The 15,751-nt window shown below is 64.4% G+C and carries 13 protein-coding genes; 8 read left to right on the top strand and 5 right to left on the bottom strand.

The features are described from left to right. Window positions 1–341: 341 nt before the first annotated feature. On the top strand, window positions 342–1,460 hold the full coding sequence (locus BMY90_RS12730; protein ID WP_092704440.1) for an OmpA family protein: 1,119 nt from the start codon (window positions 342–344) through the stop codon (window positions 1,458–1,460). Between the two features lie 293 nt (window positions 1,461–1,753). Further along, a complete protein-coding gene (locus tag BMY90_RS12725; protein ID WP_175481571.1) occupies window positions 1,754–2,476 on the top strand; it encodes a pseudouridine synthase in 723 nt (240 codons plus the stop codon). Between the two features lie 39 nt (window positions 2,477–2,515). Here BMY90_RS12725 and kbl read toward each other — a convergent pair whose 3' ends face one another. The 5 genes from kbl to tdh form a co-directional block, all read right to left on the bottom strand. Further along, window positions 2,516–3,709: a glycine C-acetyltransferase gene (kbl, locus tag BMY90_RS12720; RefSeq protein ID WP_008211596.1), complete on the bottom strand. Its 1,194-nt coding sequence runs from the start codon at window positions 3,707–3,709 to the stop codon at window positions 2,516–2,518. 279 nt (window positions 3,710–3,988) lie between these two features. Then, window positions 3,989–7,582, bottom strand: coding sequence for a DUF748 domain-containing protein (locus tag BMY90_RS12715; RefSeq protein ID WP_092704436.1), 3,594 nt, complete (start codon window positions 7,580–7,582; stop codon window positions 3,989–3,991). 314 nt (window positions 7,583–7,896) lie between these two features. Continuing rightward, complete coding sequence (locus BMY90_RS12710; protein WP_092704434.1) at window positions 7,897–8,724, bottom strand: tetratricopeptide repeat protein; 828 nt, start codon at window positions 8,722–8,724, stop codon at window positions 7,897–7,899. After that, the gene (locus tag BMY90_RS17255; RefSeq protein WP_175481570.1) at window positions 8,718–8,882 is read right to left on the bottom strand and encodes a hypothetical protein; all 165 of its coding nucleotides are present in this window, start codon (window positions 8,880–8,882) and stop codon (window positions 8,718–8,720) included. Before BMY90_RS17255 ends, BMY90_RS12710 begins: the two co-directional genes overlap by 7 nt. A 118-nt stretch (window positions 8,883–9,000) precedes the next feature. Continuing rightward, complete coding sequence (gene tdh / locus BMY90_RS12700; RefSeq protein WP_175481569.1) at window positions 9,001–10,035, bottom strand: L-threonine 3-dehydrogenase; 1,035 nt, start codon at window positions 10,033–10,035, stop codon at window positions 9,001–9,003. Window positions 10,036–10,483: 448 nt separating this feature from the next. On the opposite strand from tdh, the gene miaA reads away from it, so the two are divergent. The 6 genes from miaA (at window position 10,484) to BMY90_RS12670 (ending at window position 15,751) form a co-directional block, all read left to right on the top strand. After that, window positions 10,484–11,431, top strand: coding sequence for a tRNA (adenosine(37)-N6)-dimethylallyltransferase MiaA (gene miaA / locus BMY90_RS12695; protein ID WP_092704450.1), 948 nt, complete (start codon window positions 10,484–10,486; stop codon window positions 11,429–11,431). A gap of 164 nt (window positions 11,432–11,595) precedes the next feature. Continuing rightward, a complete protein-coding gene (hfq, locus tag BMY90_RS12690; RefSeq protein WP_008214995.1) occupies window positions 11,596–11,874 on the top strand; it encodes an RNA chaperone Hfq in 279 nt (92 codons plus the stop codon). A 41-nt stretch (window positions 11,875–11,915) separates the two neighbouring features. Continuing rightward, window positions 11,916–13,304, top strand: coding sequence for a ribosome rescue GTPase HflX (gene hflX, locus BMY90_RS12685; protein ID WP_092704432.1), 1,389 nt, complete (start codon window positions 11,916–11,918; stop codon window positions 13,302–13,304). Between the two features lie 170 nt (window positions 13,305–13,474). Then, complete coding sequence (gene hflK / locus BMY90_RS12680) at window positions 13,475–14,689, top strand: FtsH protease activity modulator HflK (protein WP_092704430.1); 1,215 nt, start codon at window positions 13,475–13,477, stop codon at window positions 14,687–14,689. Beyond that, window positions 14,686–15,555, top strand: coding sequence for a protease modulator HflC (gene hflC, locus BMY90_RS12675; protein ID WP_008214999.1), 870 nt, complete (start codon window positions 14,686–14,688; stop codon window positions 15,553–15,555). The genes hflK and hflC overlap by 4 nt, the downstream gene beginning before the upstream one ends. 10 nt (window positions 15,556–15,565) lie before the next feature. Beyond that, on the top strand, window positions 15,566–15,751 hold the full coding sequence (locus BMY90_RS12670; protein ID WP_092704428.1) for a DUF2065 domain-containing protein: 186 nt from the start codon (window positions 15,566–15,568) through the stop codon (window positions 15,749–15,751).

The following is a 15,751-nucleotide window of genomic DNA, read 5'->3' as shown; positions in this document are numbered from 1 at the left end:
CGGTGCTGCTGAAGAAGTTCGAGGCGGCCATGCGCGGCCACCTGCCGGCGCATCAGGTCCAGGCCATCCTGGCGGCCACCGCCGATCCAGCCAAGCTGGATGCCATGCCGATTCACCGCTTTCTCAAGCTCTTCACGGTTTGAAGATCAGGGTGAGCCAAGTATGAACGGAAGTTTTTGGGGTGCGTGCGCTTGTTTATTTTTTGATAAACTGCGGACGCCCCCCAAGGCGACTCATTAACAGGAAGATTGTTATTCGCCAATTTGGGTCGAATAGCTTTGCGAGATTTCTGCCGTTGCACGTGGCATAGCCGCAAAAACCAATAAACGAGGAGACACCTGATGAAACGTAAGGGCCTGTATTTTCTGATTGCTCTTGCTCTTGGCGGCGTGGGTGCCGTTCACGCGCAAGATACGGCCGCTGCGTCCGACAGTGCGGCCAGCACCATGGCGCCGAGCTACGACGGTCGCTGGTATATCGCACCGACGGTGGGTGGCTATTACAACGACACCGACCGCAACACCCATAGCCGCCAGTTCTATTATGGTCTGGGCGTGGGTCGTTTCATCTCGCCGAACACCTCGATCGATCTGTTCATCGATCGCACCAGCCGTAGTCGCGATGGTGGCGGCAAGTGGTCGAACAACAATTACGGTGTTGCCGCTCGTTACTATTTCGGTGAGTGGACGGCATGGCGCCCGTACCTGATGGCCGCCGTGATGGGCAGCAATCACCACAATGCGATGGACAAGGGCTGGGCTCCGGCCGCGCAGATCGGCGCGGGCCTGTCCAAGGCCATCACCGACAGCAGCGATTTCCGCGTGGAAGCCGGCTACCGCTACGACTGGGACGACAAGAGCCAGCCGAGCCAGAACGGCTATGGCGACTGGATCCTGGGCTTCAGCATCGTTTCGCGCTTCGGCGAACCTGCCGCTGCGCCGGCCCCGGTGGCCCCGCCGCCGCCGGCCGCGCCTGATTGCTCCACGCTGGATGGCGACCATGATGGCGTGAACAACTGCGACGACAAGTGCCCGAACACCCCGGCTGGCACGATCGTTGGCCCGGATGGCTGCCCGCAGAAGGTGGTGATCGACCTGCGCGGCGTGAACTTCAAGTTCGACCGCCCGAAGAAGGGTGAGACCGACATCAGCAAGTCGCTGGCCGAGCCGACCTCTGCCTCGCTGGCCACGCTGGACCAGGCCGTCGACACGCTGAACCGCTACCCGAACGTCAAGGTGATGGTGGCCGGTTACACCGACTCGAAGGGCACCGATGCCTACAACCAGAAGCTGTCGGAGCGTCGTGCGCAGATCGTGTACAACTACCTGACCTCGCATGGCATCGACGCCAGCCGCCTGGAAGGCCCGGTGGGTCATGGCGAGAGCGATCCCATCGGCGACAACAGCACCGATGCGGGCCGTGCGCAGAACCGCCGCACCGAACTGCAGGTTCAGCAGTAATCGGTTAAGCCGTAAGCAGTACGGAAAAACCCGGCCTTGTGCCGGGTTTTTCTTTTTTGCACGTCGAATTTCCCTGGCGTGAGCAGATGGTTGTCACCGTGTTTCGCGCTGACCAGCGCCGTGAGTCAATCTCGTCGATCACACCGGCGTGCCCGGGGCTGCCGCCGCTCCAGCCGTATGCCGCAAGCTCCGGCGGTTGTGCACTCGTCGTGGAAAGATTTTGAACACCCTTTAAGCTTGTCCGCATGACACCACCTTTTCGCCGTCGCCCCTCCGGGGCTGGAAAATTTCCCTTGACGGTTCCCCGCCATGGCCTGGCGCGGGTGCTCAGCAAGCTTGGCGTGTGTTCGCGTAGCCAGGCGGAGCGAGCCGTGCGCGAGGGTCGGGTGAGCGTGGATGACCGGATCGTGCTGGATCCCGAGCGCCCGGTGGATGCCGAACGCCAGCGGATTGCCTTGGACGGCGTGGTCGTGGGCGCGCGGGCCCGTGTCTACATTGCGCTGAACAAGCCGCGGGGCATCGTGACCAGTGCCAGTGACGAGCGGGGCCGCGCCACGGTCTACGATCTTCTGAAAGAAGCCGGCTTGCCGTGGCTGGGCCCGGTAGGGCGGCTGGATCGGGCCAGCGAGGGCCTGCTGTTGCTCAGCAACGACAGCGTCTGGGCGGCGGGTCTTACCGAGCCGCGTCACCACGTCGACAAGACCTATCACGTACAGATTGACTGCGTGCCTGACGCGGCTTTGCTGCAACGACTGGAAGCCGGCGTGATGGAGCAGGGCGAGCGGCTGGCGGCGAAGCAGGTCAGCCTGCTGCGGCATGGCGACAAGCATGCCTGGCTGGCCGTCGTGCTGGACGAAGGGCGCAACCGGCATATCCGGCGCCTGCTGGCGGCGCACGAGGTCGGGGTGTTGCGATTGATCCGGGTGAGCGTCGGGTCGCTGGCGCTGGGCGACTTGCCGAAAGGGCAGTGGCGCCACCTTGATGATGCGGAAGTGCAGGCCCTGGCCACCCGGTGACGCCGCGCAAGTGGCATCACCGGTAGCGTGGCCGGGCGATCAGATCACGCCGAGCTGTTTGCCCACCTTGGTGAAGGCGGCGATCGCGTGGTCGAGATGTTCACGCGTATGCGCGGCACTCATCTGGGTGCGGATGCGCGCCTGTCCCTGCGGGACCACGGGGTAGAAGAAGCCGGTGACGTAGATGCCTTCATCGAGCAGGGCAGTAGCCATCGCCTGGGCTTTCTTCGCGTCGTAGATCATCACCGGCACGATCGGGTGCACGCCGGGCTTGATGTCGAAGCCGGCCTTGGCCATCTGCTCGCGGAAATAGCGGGTGTTCTCCTGCACCTTCGTGCGCAGGTCGCCGGCGGTTTCCAGCATGTCGAAGACCTTGATCGCCGCCGCCACCACGTGCGGCGGCAGCGAGTTGGAGAACAGGTATGGGCGCGAGCGCTGGCGCAGCATTTCGACGATCTCGGTGCGGCCGGTGGTGAAACCGCCGAGCGCGCCGCCGAGCGCCTTGCCCAGCGTGCCGGTGAAGATGTCGATCTTGTCCATCACGCCGTTGACCTCGGCCGAGCCGCGGCCGGTGTCGCCGAGGAAGCCGGTGCAGTGGCATTCGTCGATGTGCACCAGCGCGTTGTACTTCGCCGCCAGCGCGGTGATCTGGTCCAGCTTGGCGATGAAGCCGTCCATCGAGAACGCGCCGTCGGTGCTGATCAGCTTGGTGCGGGCGCCGGCGGCATCGGCGGCCTGCAATTGCTTCTCCAGATCCGCCATGTCGCTGTTGGCGTAACGGAAGCGCTTGGCCTTGCACAGGCGAATGCCGTCGATGATCGAGGCGTGGTTCAGCGCGTCGGAAATCACCGCATCCTCTTCGCCCAGCAGCGGCTCGAACAGGCCGCCGTTGGCGTCGAAGCAGGCGGCGTAGAGGATGGTGTCGTCGGTGCCGAAGAAATGCGCGATCTTCGCTTCAAGCTGCTTGTGCAGGTCTTGCGTGCCGCAGATGAAGCGCACGCTGGCCATGCCGAAGCCGTGGGTGTCCAGCGCTTCCTTGGCGGCCTGGATAACGTCGGGGTGGTCGGCCAGTCCCAGGTAGTTGTTGGCGCAGAAGTTCAGCACCTTGCGGCCGCCTTCCAGTTCGATCTCGGCCGACTGCGGCGAGACGATCACGCGCTCGGCCTTGAACAGGCCCTGCTCGCGGATGGATTCGAGTTCGCTGGCGTAGCGCGCCTGGCCGGGGTAGCTCATGGTGGTGTTCCGCAGTGGGGAAATGCCTATTGTGGGCCTTTCGAGCGTTGCGGAAAACCATGGCCGGCGTTCCGAATCCGTGCAGCGCCTCCGCGTGCCCGTACCGGGAGTTTTTTGTACGCTGCGCATGGAAAAACCACGACGTACATATCCTTATACAACGGGGTGACAACGCACGGTGAGGAAGGTCTAATTTTGCTCGTCATCCCGGCCTTCGCCGGGATGACGAGCAAAAAGCCCGTTGATCAGACCTTCCCTGAACGGAGATGCCGAAGACTTTCAGTGCAGGCCGAAGTCGACGCGGGTGGTCTTGCCCTTGTCGGTGATGCCGCTGGCGTCGAGCTTGGGCGCCAGCACGAACACGCGCTCGTCGGCGATCTTGCCGTGCAGCCACGATCGCACCGCATCGGCGCGCCGTTCGGCCAGGTGGCGCAATGCATCGGCGTTCACCGGCATGTTGGTTTCCAGCAGCTTGTGCATGACCTCGGGAGGCTGCGACTTGGTGAGGCCGATCAGGTCGCGCGGCTTGGGGAATTTTGCATGCTTGTAGGCCTTCTTCAGGTACTTGTCGTAGGTGTCCGGAGCGAGCTTCGCGAGATTGACGTCGCGACCGGCTTCCTGCTGGACCAGCTCATCCACCATCACCTTGCGCAGCCCGTGTTCGTCGAATTTCGGATCGACGCGGCCGATGATGTCCAGCTTGAGCGAGGGTTTCTTCTGCAGGATTTTCACGATCTGCGCCAGCCGTGATTGCGCGCTGGCATCGAGCACGTCGGAGCCGGGCGCGAATTCCACGTAGCCAAGGTCCTGGCCGCCGCTCATCGCCGAGGACAGCAACCGGAACGGCGAGGTGACCGCGCGGCCGATCAGGTTGACGAAGGCGTGCCAGATCAGACTGCCCACGCTGAACTTCGGGTCGTCCAGCGAACCGGACACCGGCACGTGTACGTCGATCTGGCCCTGTGAGTTCTTCAGCAGCGCCACCGCCAGTTTCACCGGCAGGTGGCTGATGCCGGGGCCTTTGATGCGGTCGCCGAAGGTGAGCTGGTCGATGAAGATGTGGTTGTCGGCGGTGAGCTTGCCGTTGTCCAGCTGGTAGTGCACATCCATCGTCAGCCGGCCCTTGGTGATCGGGTAGCCGGTGTACTTGCCGGAATAGGGCGACAGATGGGTGAGTTCCACGCCGTCGGCCTTGCCCTTCACGTCGAGGAAGGCCACCGGTGCCAGCGGATTGATCGTGCCGGTGATGTCCACCGGCGCGTTGTCGTCGAGCTGGCCTTGCAGGTTCATGTCGGCCGGTGGGCCGCCCGCCGTGCCGAAGGCGCCGATCTTGCCGTCGAGCTGGGTGATGTTGGCGGTGTAATTCGGCTTGATGAAATTGTCGGTGTAGTTGAGGTGGCCGCGCGCGAGGGTGATCTGGCCGATCCGGATATCGGCGGCCGGCGCCGCCGTCGTGGCCGCGGTTGCCGGCGCGGCTTGTGGCTTCGCAGCGGGTGCCGCGGGTGCCTTCTGCACCTGGGTGACCGAAACCGGTGCCGATGCCGGGTTGGCCACCACGTCCTGCAGGTTCAGCCGTCCGTTCGTATTGACGATGACGCGGGCGTAGAAGCCGCTGAGCGCCAGCCCGGCCACCGTTACGTGCGGAATGTCCTCGCCCAGGCGCACGTTGAGGCCGCTGGCGTTGAGCGAATGCCAACGCAGGAAATCGTCGCCGCTGAGCTTGTCCTGCACCCGCACGCGGCCCAGGGTGACGCGACCGTGCCAGTCGATCAGCGCCTGCGGCTGGTGCTCGCGGTAGCGCAGCCGGCCATCGGCGCTCAGCAGCGCGCTGGTGAGATTCACGTTGAGCGGTACGGTAACGAGTGATTGCAGTGAGGCCACGTCGAGGCGGGTGGTATGCACACGCAACTCGGCATCCAGCGGTTGCGGCCGCACGCGACCGTCGACGCGGAAGCTGCCGCGACCTATCCCGCCGGCGAGGTTGAGCTGAAGCGCCTTGTGCAGGTTGTCCGAGACATGGTCGACGCTGAGCTTGTCGAGCTTGACCGCGACACGTCCGCGTCGGCCCTTGATGCGCGGATCGGTAAGCGTCAGCGCGCTGGTGTCCACGCCGATGTGCGCGATGCTCCAGTGCCAGGACGGTGCGGGTGCCGACTTGTGCGAAGTCGATGCTGGCGTCGACCTGACCAGATGACTGAGGTCGATGCCGCCGTTATGCAACCGTCGTGCCTCCACCTGCAGGCCATGCACGGTGACGCGGTCGAGCTGCGCCGTGCTGCTGGCCAGGTCCAGGTGCCGGATGCCGGCTTGCAACGACTTCCATGCCAGCGGCGTGCGGCCATGCCGGCTGAGCGCGAGGTCGTTGATCGTCACGATGGCGGGTTGCAACACGAGGTTGAATGCTTTGCGCCAGTCCGCCTGCAACTGGCCGTCGGCGTCCAGCGTGCCCTTGGTCAGTTCGGCGTTCAACAGCGGTGGTGCCAGCGACAGCAGCGGTGCCAGCGCCACGCCCTTGAGATCAATCTTGCCGGCATATCGGCTGCTCGCCAGGTCCAGCTTGCCATCGAGGCCGATGCTGCCACCGTTGAGCCGGGCGGCGAGGTTGATCACGGCTGGCGGCGCAGCCAGCAGGGACAGGTTGTGCAACGTGCCGTTGATGGATTGCAGCGACAGCGTGGCCGGCTTGCGACCGGTGGCGTCGGTGTAATCGAAGCGGTCATTCTGCAACGCAAGTGCGGCGATGCGCAGGTCGGTGGCGGTTGCTGGCTCGGTTGTGGTCGACTTGCCCGCCGTGCTGCCGGCGCCGGTCAGCGCATCGAAGTTGCTGCGACCGCCGGGCTTGCGCGTGTAATGCAGCACCAGCTGGCTCAGCTGCAGCGCACCGAGGTGATAACGCGACAGCAGCGGCTCCACGTCGTCCAGCACCGCGCTGGCGTGGCCGAGCGCGAGGATCGGCGAACCGTCATGGTTGGTCAGCACAAAGTCGTCCAGTGTCAGCTGTCCGCCCAGTCGCACTTGCGGCCCGGACTTGGCCTGCACGAAATGCAGTTCCAACTGGCCGGACAGCTGCCCGCTCGGGATCACCACTGGCAGCGACGCCGGCACGTAGCCGAGATAGCGGGGCAGGTCGAGATGATCCAGCGTGAAGCTGATCACCGACTCGCGGCTGTCCGCGAACGGCTTGGTCTGGCCGTCGATGCGCAACGGACTGCCGTCCACGGTCATCGCCAGCAAGGGCTTCACGAACACGTTCGTGTCGTGCGGCAGGTTGGTGATGAACGGGATGCCCAGTTCGAGATGATCGATCTGGTGGCTGGCATGCGTCACCGCATCGTCGAACACGATGTCGCCGTCGTGCACGCTGATGTTGGACAGCGCGAAGCGCGCCGGTTTGCTGTCGGGTTTCGCGGGCGAGCCGGTGAATTTCCCGATCAGGTCGGAGAAATTGAACTGCTGCGGCGCGGTGCGCGCGAGATGCAATTGCGGATGCTGCAGCGAGAGCTCGTCCAGCACCGGCGCCATGCGGAATAGCGAAGTCCATGACGCGTTGACCACCAGCTGATCGACGTCGACAAACGGCGAGTGGCCGTCGCGGTCGGCGACGTGCAGCTTGTCCAGTTCCAGCCGCAAGGTGAACGGGTTGAGGTGCACGGCGGCCACGCTGACCGGGCGGTCGAGCAGGGCGGTGAGCCGCGTCTGCAACTGGCTCTTGATGATCGGCGGTGCGGCGAAGAAGCCAAGCAGGCCGAACACGACCAGCACGAGGGCGACGATCAGTGTGGCTCGGCGCAGGCGGTGCGAACGATACAGTTGCCGCGCACTGGCGCGCGCCGCTGCCAGACGGGAGCCTTCCGATGGGTGCGGGTCGTTCATGCGGCGGTATCCGTGAGCGTCGTGAACCGGCACGCATCGCCGGTGCCTCCCCCTGTCCGGCAGCCATGCCGGACAGGGGAAGTTTACGCAGATACCGCGATCAGGTGTCGCGGCGCCGGGACGCGGTAGGCCGTCTTGTTGCCATGCAGGTATCGCGGAGAGTCAAGTCCATCCCGTTGAAGGTAGTGCCCTGAACTCGACGACGAGGTCATGCCTGCTTGCGCAAGCATGACTTTGCGGCAGTTGGCCCGACTCCGATGCACCACTGCTGAAGGAGAGCGGTGATGCTTTTCCGTACCGAAGGGGGCCACGCGTCACGGTGATGGTGTGGGCATTGCGGCAGGTGCGGCAGAATCGGCGGCGGGTTTGGAGACGGTGTCGTACTGTTTCACCAGCGCCTGGAAGCGTGGTTGGCCGTGTAGCGGCACATATACGGGATTGATGCTGAGATCGTTGCAGCCGATCGGCGCGCTGGCGCAGTTCTTCGGCAACTGTTCCAGCACGCTGGCATTCTGGCTCAGCGCCAGTTCGAGCTGCATCACGTCGCCCAAGGAGCCGGGATCGAGATCGGTGCGCCGGCGCAGCGAATCCACCGCGGCCAGCGCCTGCGCGCGCAGCTTGGGTTCGAGCAGCGATTGATAGGTCAACTGGCCCGCGGCGACCAGCGCCTTGGCGAGTTCCGTCTTGGGCTGGACGAGGTCGAAGGCTTTCACCGCCTCGGCGTTGCGGTGCAGCAGCGAATAAATCAGCGCCAAGCCCATCGCGCTGTCCGCGCTGGTTGGGTCGAGCCGAATCAGCGCCCGCGCAGGGATGAGCGCCTGCGCGTACTCGCCCATGTCCAGTTCAGCCACCGCGAGGTTGTTCTGCGCGGGGGCGCTGTCGGGATCGAGCTGCACCGCTTCCTGTTCCTGCGCCAGCGTTTGTTTCATTGGCAGCACATTGCCGTAATCCAGATGTGCGTTGGCATTGCTGGGATCGAGCGCCAGCGCGCGCTGGAAATACGTTTCGGCCTCGGCCTTCTTGCCTTCCGTCGTATCCGCATTGCCGAGATACACCAGTGCCTCCACGTTGCGCGGGTCCGGCACCAGCGCCTTGTTCGCCTCCGCGCGTACCTTGGGCAGCTTGCTCGCCACGCTCACCATGGGTACCACGCGATCACCAGCGTCACGAAGAGTCCAGAGGTCATCGCAATGATCAGACAACGCACCGCCGTCTGCGACCAGCCGAAGCGCTCCGCCACGATATCGAGTATCGGAAGCAGGGCGAAGGACACGGCGACATAGCCCAGTGTCCATTGCACCAGCTTGTGCGCTTTCAGGCGCGAACAATTCCGCCGCCGCCCCACCCCCTGTACGTCAGAGCTGCGACTATAACGAGCCCAAAGCGTGAAGTAGCCCCGGCACGGTCGAGTCGCTACATCAATACCAGGAACACACCACCTTGCCGCACTGGCCGGCGTCCATCAGGTCGAAACCCTTCTGGAAGTCGTCGATGTGGATCTGGTGGGTCAGTGCCTTCTGCAGCGGGAAGCCGGTCAGCACCATCTGGGTCATCTTGTACCAGGTCTCGTACATCTTGCGGCCGTAGATGCCTTGCAGGGTGAGGCCCTTGAAGATCACCCGGTCCCAGTCGATGCCGGCGCCCTTGGGCTGGATGCCGAGCATGGCCACCTTGCCGCCGTGGTACATGCAGTCGAGCATGTCGTTGAAGGCACGCGGGTTGCCGCTCATTTCCAGGCCGACGTCGAAGCCTTCCATGTGCAGGTCCTTCATGACGTCCTTGAGCGAGGCGTTGGCCACGTTGACCACCCGCGTGGCACCCATCTCGGCGGCCAGCTTCAGGCGGTAGTCGTTGACGTCGGTGACCACCACGTTGCGGGCGCCGACGTGCTTGGCGATGCCGGCGGCAATGATGCCGATCGGGCCGGCGCCGGTAATCAGCACGTCCTCCCCGATCAGGTTGAACTCCAGCGCACAATGCGCGGCGTTGCCGTAGGGGTCAAAGAAGGCCGCCAGCTCGGACGGGATCTGGTCCGGGATCGGCCACAGGTTCGAGGCCGGCATGGTCATGTACTCGGCGAACGCGCCGTTGCGGTTCACGCCGATGCCGACGGTGTTCGGGCACAGGTGCTGACGACCGGCACGGCAGTTGCGGCAATGTCCGCAAACGATGTGGCCTTCGGCCGAAACGCGGTCGCCGATGGCGTAGCCGGTTACGCCGGGGCCGATCTCGACGATGCGACCGACGAATTCATGGCCGATGGTGAGGCCTGGCTTGATGACGCGCTGGCTCCACTCGTCCCACTTGTAGATGTGCAGATCGGTACCGCAAATGGCGGTCTTCTCGATCTTGATCAGCACCTCGTTCGGGCCGACCTGAGGCATCGGCACCTCTTCCATCCAGATGCCCTGCTCGGGCTTGCGCTTGACCAGGGCTTTCATCATCTGCGACATGGGAATTCCATCGGCTGGCCCGCGTGGCGGGCGGGGAAACGCCGATTATAGAACGCCGCGTGGGCAGGCTGGTGGTGCCGTCAGTGGATCAGGCTTTGCGGAAGGTGGTAGCTCAATGCGAACACGACGCTGATTCCGATGCAGACAGCGAACCAGAAGCCGTGGTTGTTCTTGTTCCAGATTGGCGTGCTCATCATGGTGGATCCCCCTTGCTACCGCTACCGCGGTATCACGGAGAATGAAGCAACACTTGGGCCGAGTGGCGGCCTGGTCCGCGCTCTTGTCACCAAAATGTGATCTCACTCCAGTTATGGGGCGACTTTGTCGGCAGATGCGTGAACTGGGCAGGGTCGAATGCCCCGCATCGGGTCGCGGGCAGCGTCTGTCACATTTCCGACACACGGTGCGACTGACGTGGAACGGCAGTTCCCGCCGCTACAATGCATCGATGTCTGTCGATCTGCGTCCGCTTGCCGTTTTCCTGATGGGTCCCACTGCGTCGGGCAAGACCGCACTGGCTTGCGCCTTGCGCGAGCACTTCCCGCTGGATCTGGTCAGCGTCGATTCTGCGCTGGTCTACCGGGGTATGGACGTTGGCACGGCCAAGCCGGACGCGGCCACGCTGGCGCGCCATCCGCATGCACTGGTGGATATCCGCGACCCGGGCCAGCCGTATTCGGCGGCCGATTTTCGTGACGACGCATTGGGGGCCATGCAGCGTATCGGCGAGGCGGGCAGGGTCCCGTTGCTGGTAGGCGGCACCGGGCTGTATTTCCGCGCCTTGCAGCGGGGTTTGTCGAATCTGCCGCCGGCCGACGCCGGGTTGCGTGGGCGGCTGGCGGCGCAAGCGGCGGAGATCGGGTGGGATGCGATGCACCGGCGGCTGGCGGAACTGGACCCCCCTGCGGCGCAACGCATTCGTCCCGGCGACCAGCAACGCCTGCAGCGAGCGCTGGAGGTGATCGAGCTCACCGGATTGCCGTTGAGCGAACAGCAGTCGGGTGGCAGCGGCGAGCCGTTTCCCTGGCGGGTACTCAAACTGGCCCTGCTGCCGGCCGATCGCACCAGCTTGCACGCGCGTATCGAGGCCCGTTTCGACACCATGCTGGCGGACGGCTTGCTCGACGAAGTGGCTGCGCTGCGTCACCGCGGTGACCTGCATCCCGACCTGCCGGCCATTCGTGCGGTCGGCTACCGCCAGGCCTGGGAGTATCTGGAGGGGCGTTGCGATCGTGCCCAGATGCGTGACCGCGGCATCTTCGCCACCCGGCAACTGGCGAAACGGCAGATCACCTGGTTGCGCAGCGAACTGGATGCCCGCGTGCTGGACCCGGACGCCGGTGATCCGGAACGGTACGCCAGCGACGCGCTACGGCTGTTTTTCGGCGAGATCTGACGGGCCTGTCGGGTGTTCGACGGATCTGTGCGCCAGCGCATAATGGCTTTCTTACATACGCGATTTAAAAACGGTTAACATTCCTCCAAAGAGCTGAAGAAAGAGTTGGGCCGGGACGTGCTGCGTCTTTTTTCCGGCCCGTCCGCCGCAGGGGAGAACAAGAAATGTCCAAAGGGCAGTCATTGCAAGATCCGTTTCTCAACGCGCTGCGCCGCGAACGCGTACCGGTGGCCATTTACCTGGTCAATGGCATCAAGTTGCAGGGGACCGTCGAGTCGTTCGACCAGTTCGTGGTGCTGTTGCGCAACCAGGTGAGCCAGATGGTCTACAAGCACGCCATCTCCACCGTGGTGCCAAGCCGCAACGTGCGTGTCGGCAATGGCCACGATGGCCATGAAAGCGGTGGCGAAGGTTCACCCGAAAGCAGCGGGGCGGACGACTGAGCGTTATCATCCGTCGGTACGATTGCCAAGGTTGATCCGCTCTGTTCGATAGACAAAAGAAAGGCGAACGCGCCGTCCTCGTCCTGCCGCATGCCCGCGGAGGGGGCGACGCCGCGCGTCGTGCCGCCGAATTCACCGAACTGGCGAAGTCCGCCGGTGCCGAGGTGCTGGGCAGCCTGGCGGCCCGCGTCGATGTTCCGAATCCGCGTTACTACATCGGCAGCGGCAAGGTCGACGAAGTGGCCGAGATGGCACGCGCGCTGGAGGCCGACCTGATCCTGGTGGACCACCTGCTCAGTCCGGTCCAGGAACGCAACCTGGAGAAACACCTCGGTGTACGCGTGGTCGACCGCGCCGGCCTGATTCTCGACATTTTCGCCCAGCGTGCCCGTTCGCACGAAGGCAAGCTGGAAGTGGAGCTGGCCCAGCTCAAGCACCTGGCTACCCGGCTGGTGCGTGGCTGGACCCATCTGGATGCCCAGCGCGGTGGCGCCATCGGCAACCGTGGTCCCGGCGAAACCCAGCTGGAAACCGACCGCCGCCTGCTCGGCGAGCGCGTGAAGATGCTCACCAAACGGCTGGAAAAGGTGCAGACCCAACGTGGCCAGCAGCGCCGTGCGCGCCTGCGCAACACGGTGCCGCGCATTGCGCTGGTGGGTTACACCAACGCCGGCAAATCCACCCTGTTCAATGCACTGACCACCGGTGGCGTCTACGCCGCCGACCAGTTGTTCGCCACGCTCGACCCGACCGTGCGCAAGCTCGACGACCTCGACTGCGGACCGGCCGTATTGGCCGATACCGTGGGTTTCGTGCGCGATCTTCCCCATGACCTGGTCGCCGCCTTTCGCGGCACCCTGGCCGAAGCCCGCGACGCCGACCTGCTGCTGCATGTCAGCGATGCCGCCGACGAGGAGCGCGATCGCATGCATCGGGTGGTGGATCAGGTGCTGGAGGAGATTGGCGCGGGTGACCTGCCGCAACTGCGGATCATGAACAAGATCGACATGATTCATGCCGACATTCCTGCCGACGAGGATCAAGAAGCGAGCATCCATGGCCGCATCCCGCAGGAAAGCGTGGCTTCGGCTGCGGCGGGGGCGGTGCAGCCGCGGATCGATCGGGACGGTGAGGGTCGACCCCGGACCGTATGGCTGTCGGCGGGCACCGGGCAGGGGCTGGACCTGCTGCGCCAGGCGCTGGGCGAGTTGCTGGGCGGTGACCGCATGCAGTCCAAGCTGCATTTGCCGCTGAGCGCCGGCCGATTGCACGCCAAGCTCAAGGCCGCCGGCGTCATCGCTGGGGAAGTCGTGGACGAACACGGCTGGCAATTGCGCATCGATGCGCCGCGCAGCGTGATCGCCTCGCTGGCGGGCGGTCGCGATGCCGACGCGTCTTCCTTGCGGGATCTGCTCGGCACGATCGAATAGACCGCCGATGCGGCAGCGGACCGGCCAGCTCTGGTAGAATGCGGATGTTTGTGCGCGACCCGGTGCGGGCACGTACTTGTCTCATCACGCGTCGCCACCATGTCCCTATTTGCTCACAGTATTTTCCGGCCGTTGCAGCCGGCCTCCCAGCGGCCCCAAGGAGACTGACCATGGCCTGGAACGAACCCGGCAACGGGCAGCGTGATCCGTGGAACAAGAACAACCGTCCCTCCGGCAACAAGCCGGGGCTGGATGCCACGCTGAAGAATCTGCGCAAGCACCTTGGCAAGTTCGGCAATGGTCCGGGGGGCATCCTCACCATCATCGCGGCACTGCTGCTGGCATGGCTGCTGCTCAGCAGCTATACGGTGATCGGTGCCAACCAGTCCGGCGTGGTGCTGCGTTTCGGCCACTATTCCCGCACGCTGGCGCCGGGCTTCCACCTCAAGTTGCCGCAGCCGATCGAGTCGGTCAGCAAGGTCGCCACCACCAACGTGCGCTCGGTTTCCGACCAGGTGCGCATGCTGACCAGCGACGAGAACATCGTTTCGGTCAACTTCAACGTGCAGTACCAGGTTTCGGACGCGCGCAAGTTCCTGTTCTCCACGCGTGATCCGGAAGACACCTTGCGCGAGGCCGCCGAGGCAGCAGTACGCGCGGTGGTCGGCTCACATTCGATGGACGACATCCTCACCGGTTCCGACGCCTCGACGGGTGCTGCTGCCGCGGCCGCCGCGACGGCAGGGGTAGCGGCCAGTGCCGCCACGGGCGTAGCTGCCGTGGCGGCCACGACAGTGGTCAAACCGGCTGTTCCGGCAGCGGCAAGCCCGTCGGGTGACACCTTGCAACAGCAGACCCGCGACATCCTCCAGCACACCCTGAATGGCTACGACATCGGCCTGCAGGTGACCGACGTGAGCTTCCAGAACGTGGCGCCGCCGCAGGAAGTGAAGGACGCCTTCGACGACGTGAACGCCGCGCGCGAAGACAAGCAGGGCACCGAGAACAAGGCTCGCGCCTACGCCAGCAAGGTGATTCCGCAGGCCCGTGGCGATGCTGCACGCATTCTCGCCGAAGCCGCCGGTTACAAGGCTTCACGCATTGCCCGCGCGCAGGGTGACACCGAGCAGTTCGACCTGATACTGGCGCAGTACAAGGCGGCGCCGGAAGTCACGCGTCGCCGGTTGTGGCTGGAAACGATGGAGAAGGTGCTGGCCAATGATCCCAAGGTGATCGACGGCTCGGGCGGTCGCAACATCATCAACCTGCCGTTTGGAAAGGCCCGTGCGTTGCCGAACTCCGGCCCGGATGCGGCGACCACCGGTGCGGTGGTGGCCCCGTCCAGCGCCTCCAGCGATGACGCCGGCAAGGAGAAACAGCCATGAAGATCGCCGCCGGAATTTTCGCCGTGGTGCTGGTGCTGCTCGGCTTCAACAGCATGTATGTAGTGAACGAGGGCGAGAGCGCGCTGGTGCTGCAGTTTGGCCGCATCGTGCGCAATGGCGACCAGCCGGGCCTGCACTTCAAGCTGCCGTTGTTGCAGCAGGTGGTGCATCTGGACAGCCGCATTCTCACCCTCGACGCGCAGCCGGAGCGCTACTTCACTTCCGAGAAGAAGAGCGTCAACGTCGACTTCTACGTGAAGTGGCGCATTGCCGACAACGCCACCTACTACCGTGCCACGGGCGGCAACGAATTGCAGGCCGTGCAGCGGCTTACCCCGATCGTCAAGGACGCGCTGCGGCATGAGTTCAATGCGCGCACGTTGCAGGAGCTGATCAGCGGCGGCCGCAAGGACATCACCGCCAGCGTGCGCAAGCAGACCGATGCGATCGCCCGCAAGAACCTGGGCATCGCCGTGGTCGACGTGCGCATCAAGCGCATCGACCTGCCGGACGAGGTGAGCGAGTCGGTCTACAAGCGCATGCGTGCCGAACGCCTGCAGTTGGCCAATGAACTGCGATCCACTGGCCAGCAGCTGGCCGAGACGATCCAGGCCGATGCCGACAAGCAGGGCCAGATCATCCGTGCCGATGCCGATCGCGATGCAGCCAAGATCCGTGGCGAGGGCGATGCGCAGGCCGCGGCCATTTACGCGCAGGCGTATGGCCAGGATCCGGAGTTCTTCGCTTTCTACCGCAGCCTGCAGGCGTACAAAAAGGCATTTGCCGATGGCAAGGGCGTGTTGATCCTCAAGCCGGATTCCGAATTCTTGCGTTACTTCAGCAATCCCGCTCCGGCCAGGCACTGAGCACCAGGCCATGTCGCACACCCTGCTTGCCGCGTTCTGTCTGGTATTGGTGATCGAAGGCCTGGTGTTGTTTGCGGCGCCGCGTGGCTGGCAGGCCATGGTGCGCGAGGCGCTGAAGCTGGACCCGCGCACGCTGCGCGTGTTCGGTGCGGTGGCGATGGTCGCCGGTTTGCTGGTGTTGCGGCTGGTGCATTGA

The organism is Rhodanobacter glycinis, assembly GCF_900114325.1.
Classification (GTDB): Bacteria; Pseudomonadota; Gammaproteobacteria; order Xanthomonadales; family Rhodanobacteraceae; genus Rhodanobacter_A; species Rhodanobacter_A glycinis.
This window is presented reverse-complemented; position numbering and strand designations above follow the sequence as displayed.

Bases quoted from the DNA above. Each gene is read 5' to 3' on its own strand.
- BMY90_RS12730 (WP_092704440.1), top strand. From the start codon at position 342: ATGAAACGTAAGGGCCTGTATTTTCTGATTGCTCTTGCTCTTGGCGGC.
- kbl (WP_008211596.1), bottom strand. From the start codon at position 3,709: ATGAGCTACCCCGGCCAGGCGCGCTACGCCAGCGAACTCGAATCCATC.
- BMY90_RS12715 (WP_092704436.1), bottom strand. From the start codon at position 7,582: ATGAACGACCCGCACCCATCGGAAGGCTCCCGTCTGGCAGCGGCGCGC.
- BMY90_RS12710 (WP_092704434.1), bottom strand. From the start codon at position 8,724: ATGGTGAGCGTGGCGAGCAAGCTGCCCAAGGTACGCGCGGAGGCGAAC.
- tdh (WP_175481569.1), bottom strand. From the start codon at position 10,035: ATGTCGCAGATGATGAAAGCCCTGGTCAAGCGCAAGCCCGAGCAGGGC.
- miaA (WP_092704450.1), top strand. From the start codon at position 10,484: ATGTCTGTCGATCTGCGTCCGCTTGCCGTTTTCCTGATGGGTCCCACT.
- hfq (WP_008214995.1), top strand. From the start codon at position 11,596: ATGTCCAAAGGGCAGTCATTGCAAGATCCGTTTCTCAACGCGCTGCGC.
- hflK (WP_092704430.1), top strand. From the start codon at position 13,475: ATGGCCTGGAACGAACCCGGCAACGGGCAGCGTGATCCGTGGAACAAG.
- hflC (WP_008214999.1), top strand. From the start codon at position 14,686: ATGAAGATCGCCGCCGGAATTTTCGCCGTGGTGCTGGTGCTGCTCGGC.
- BMY90_RS12670 (WP_092704428.1), top strand. From the start codon at position 15,566: ATGTCGCACACCCTGCTTGCCGCGTTCTGTCTGGTATTGGTGATCGAA.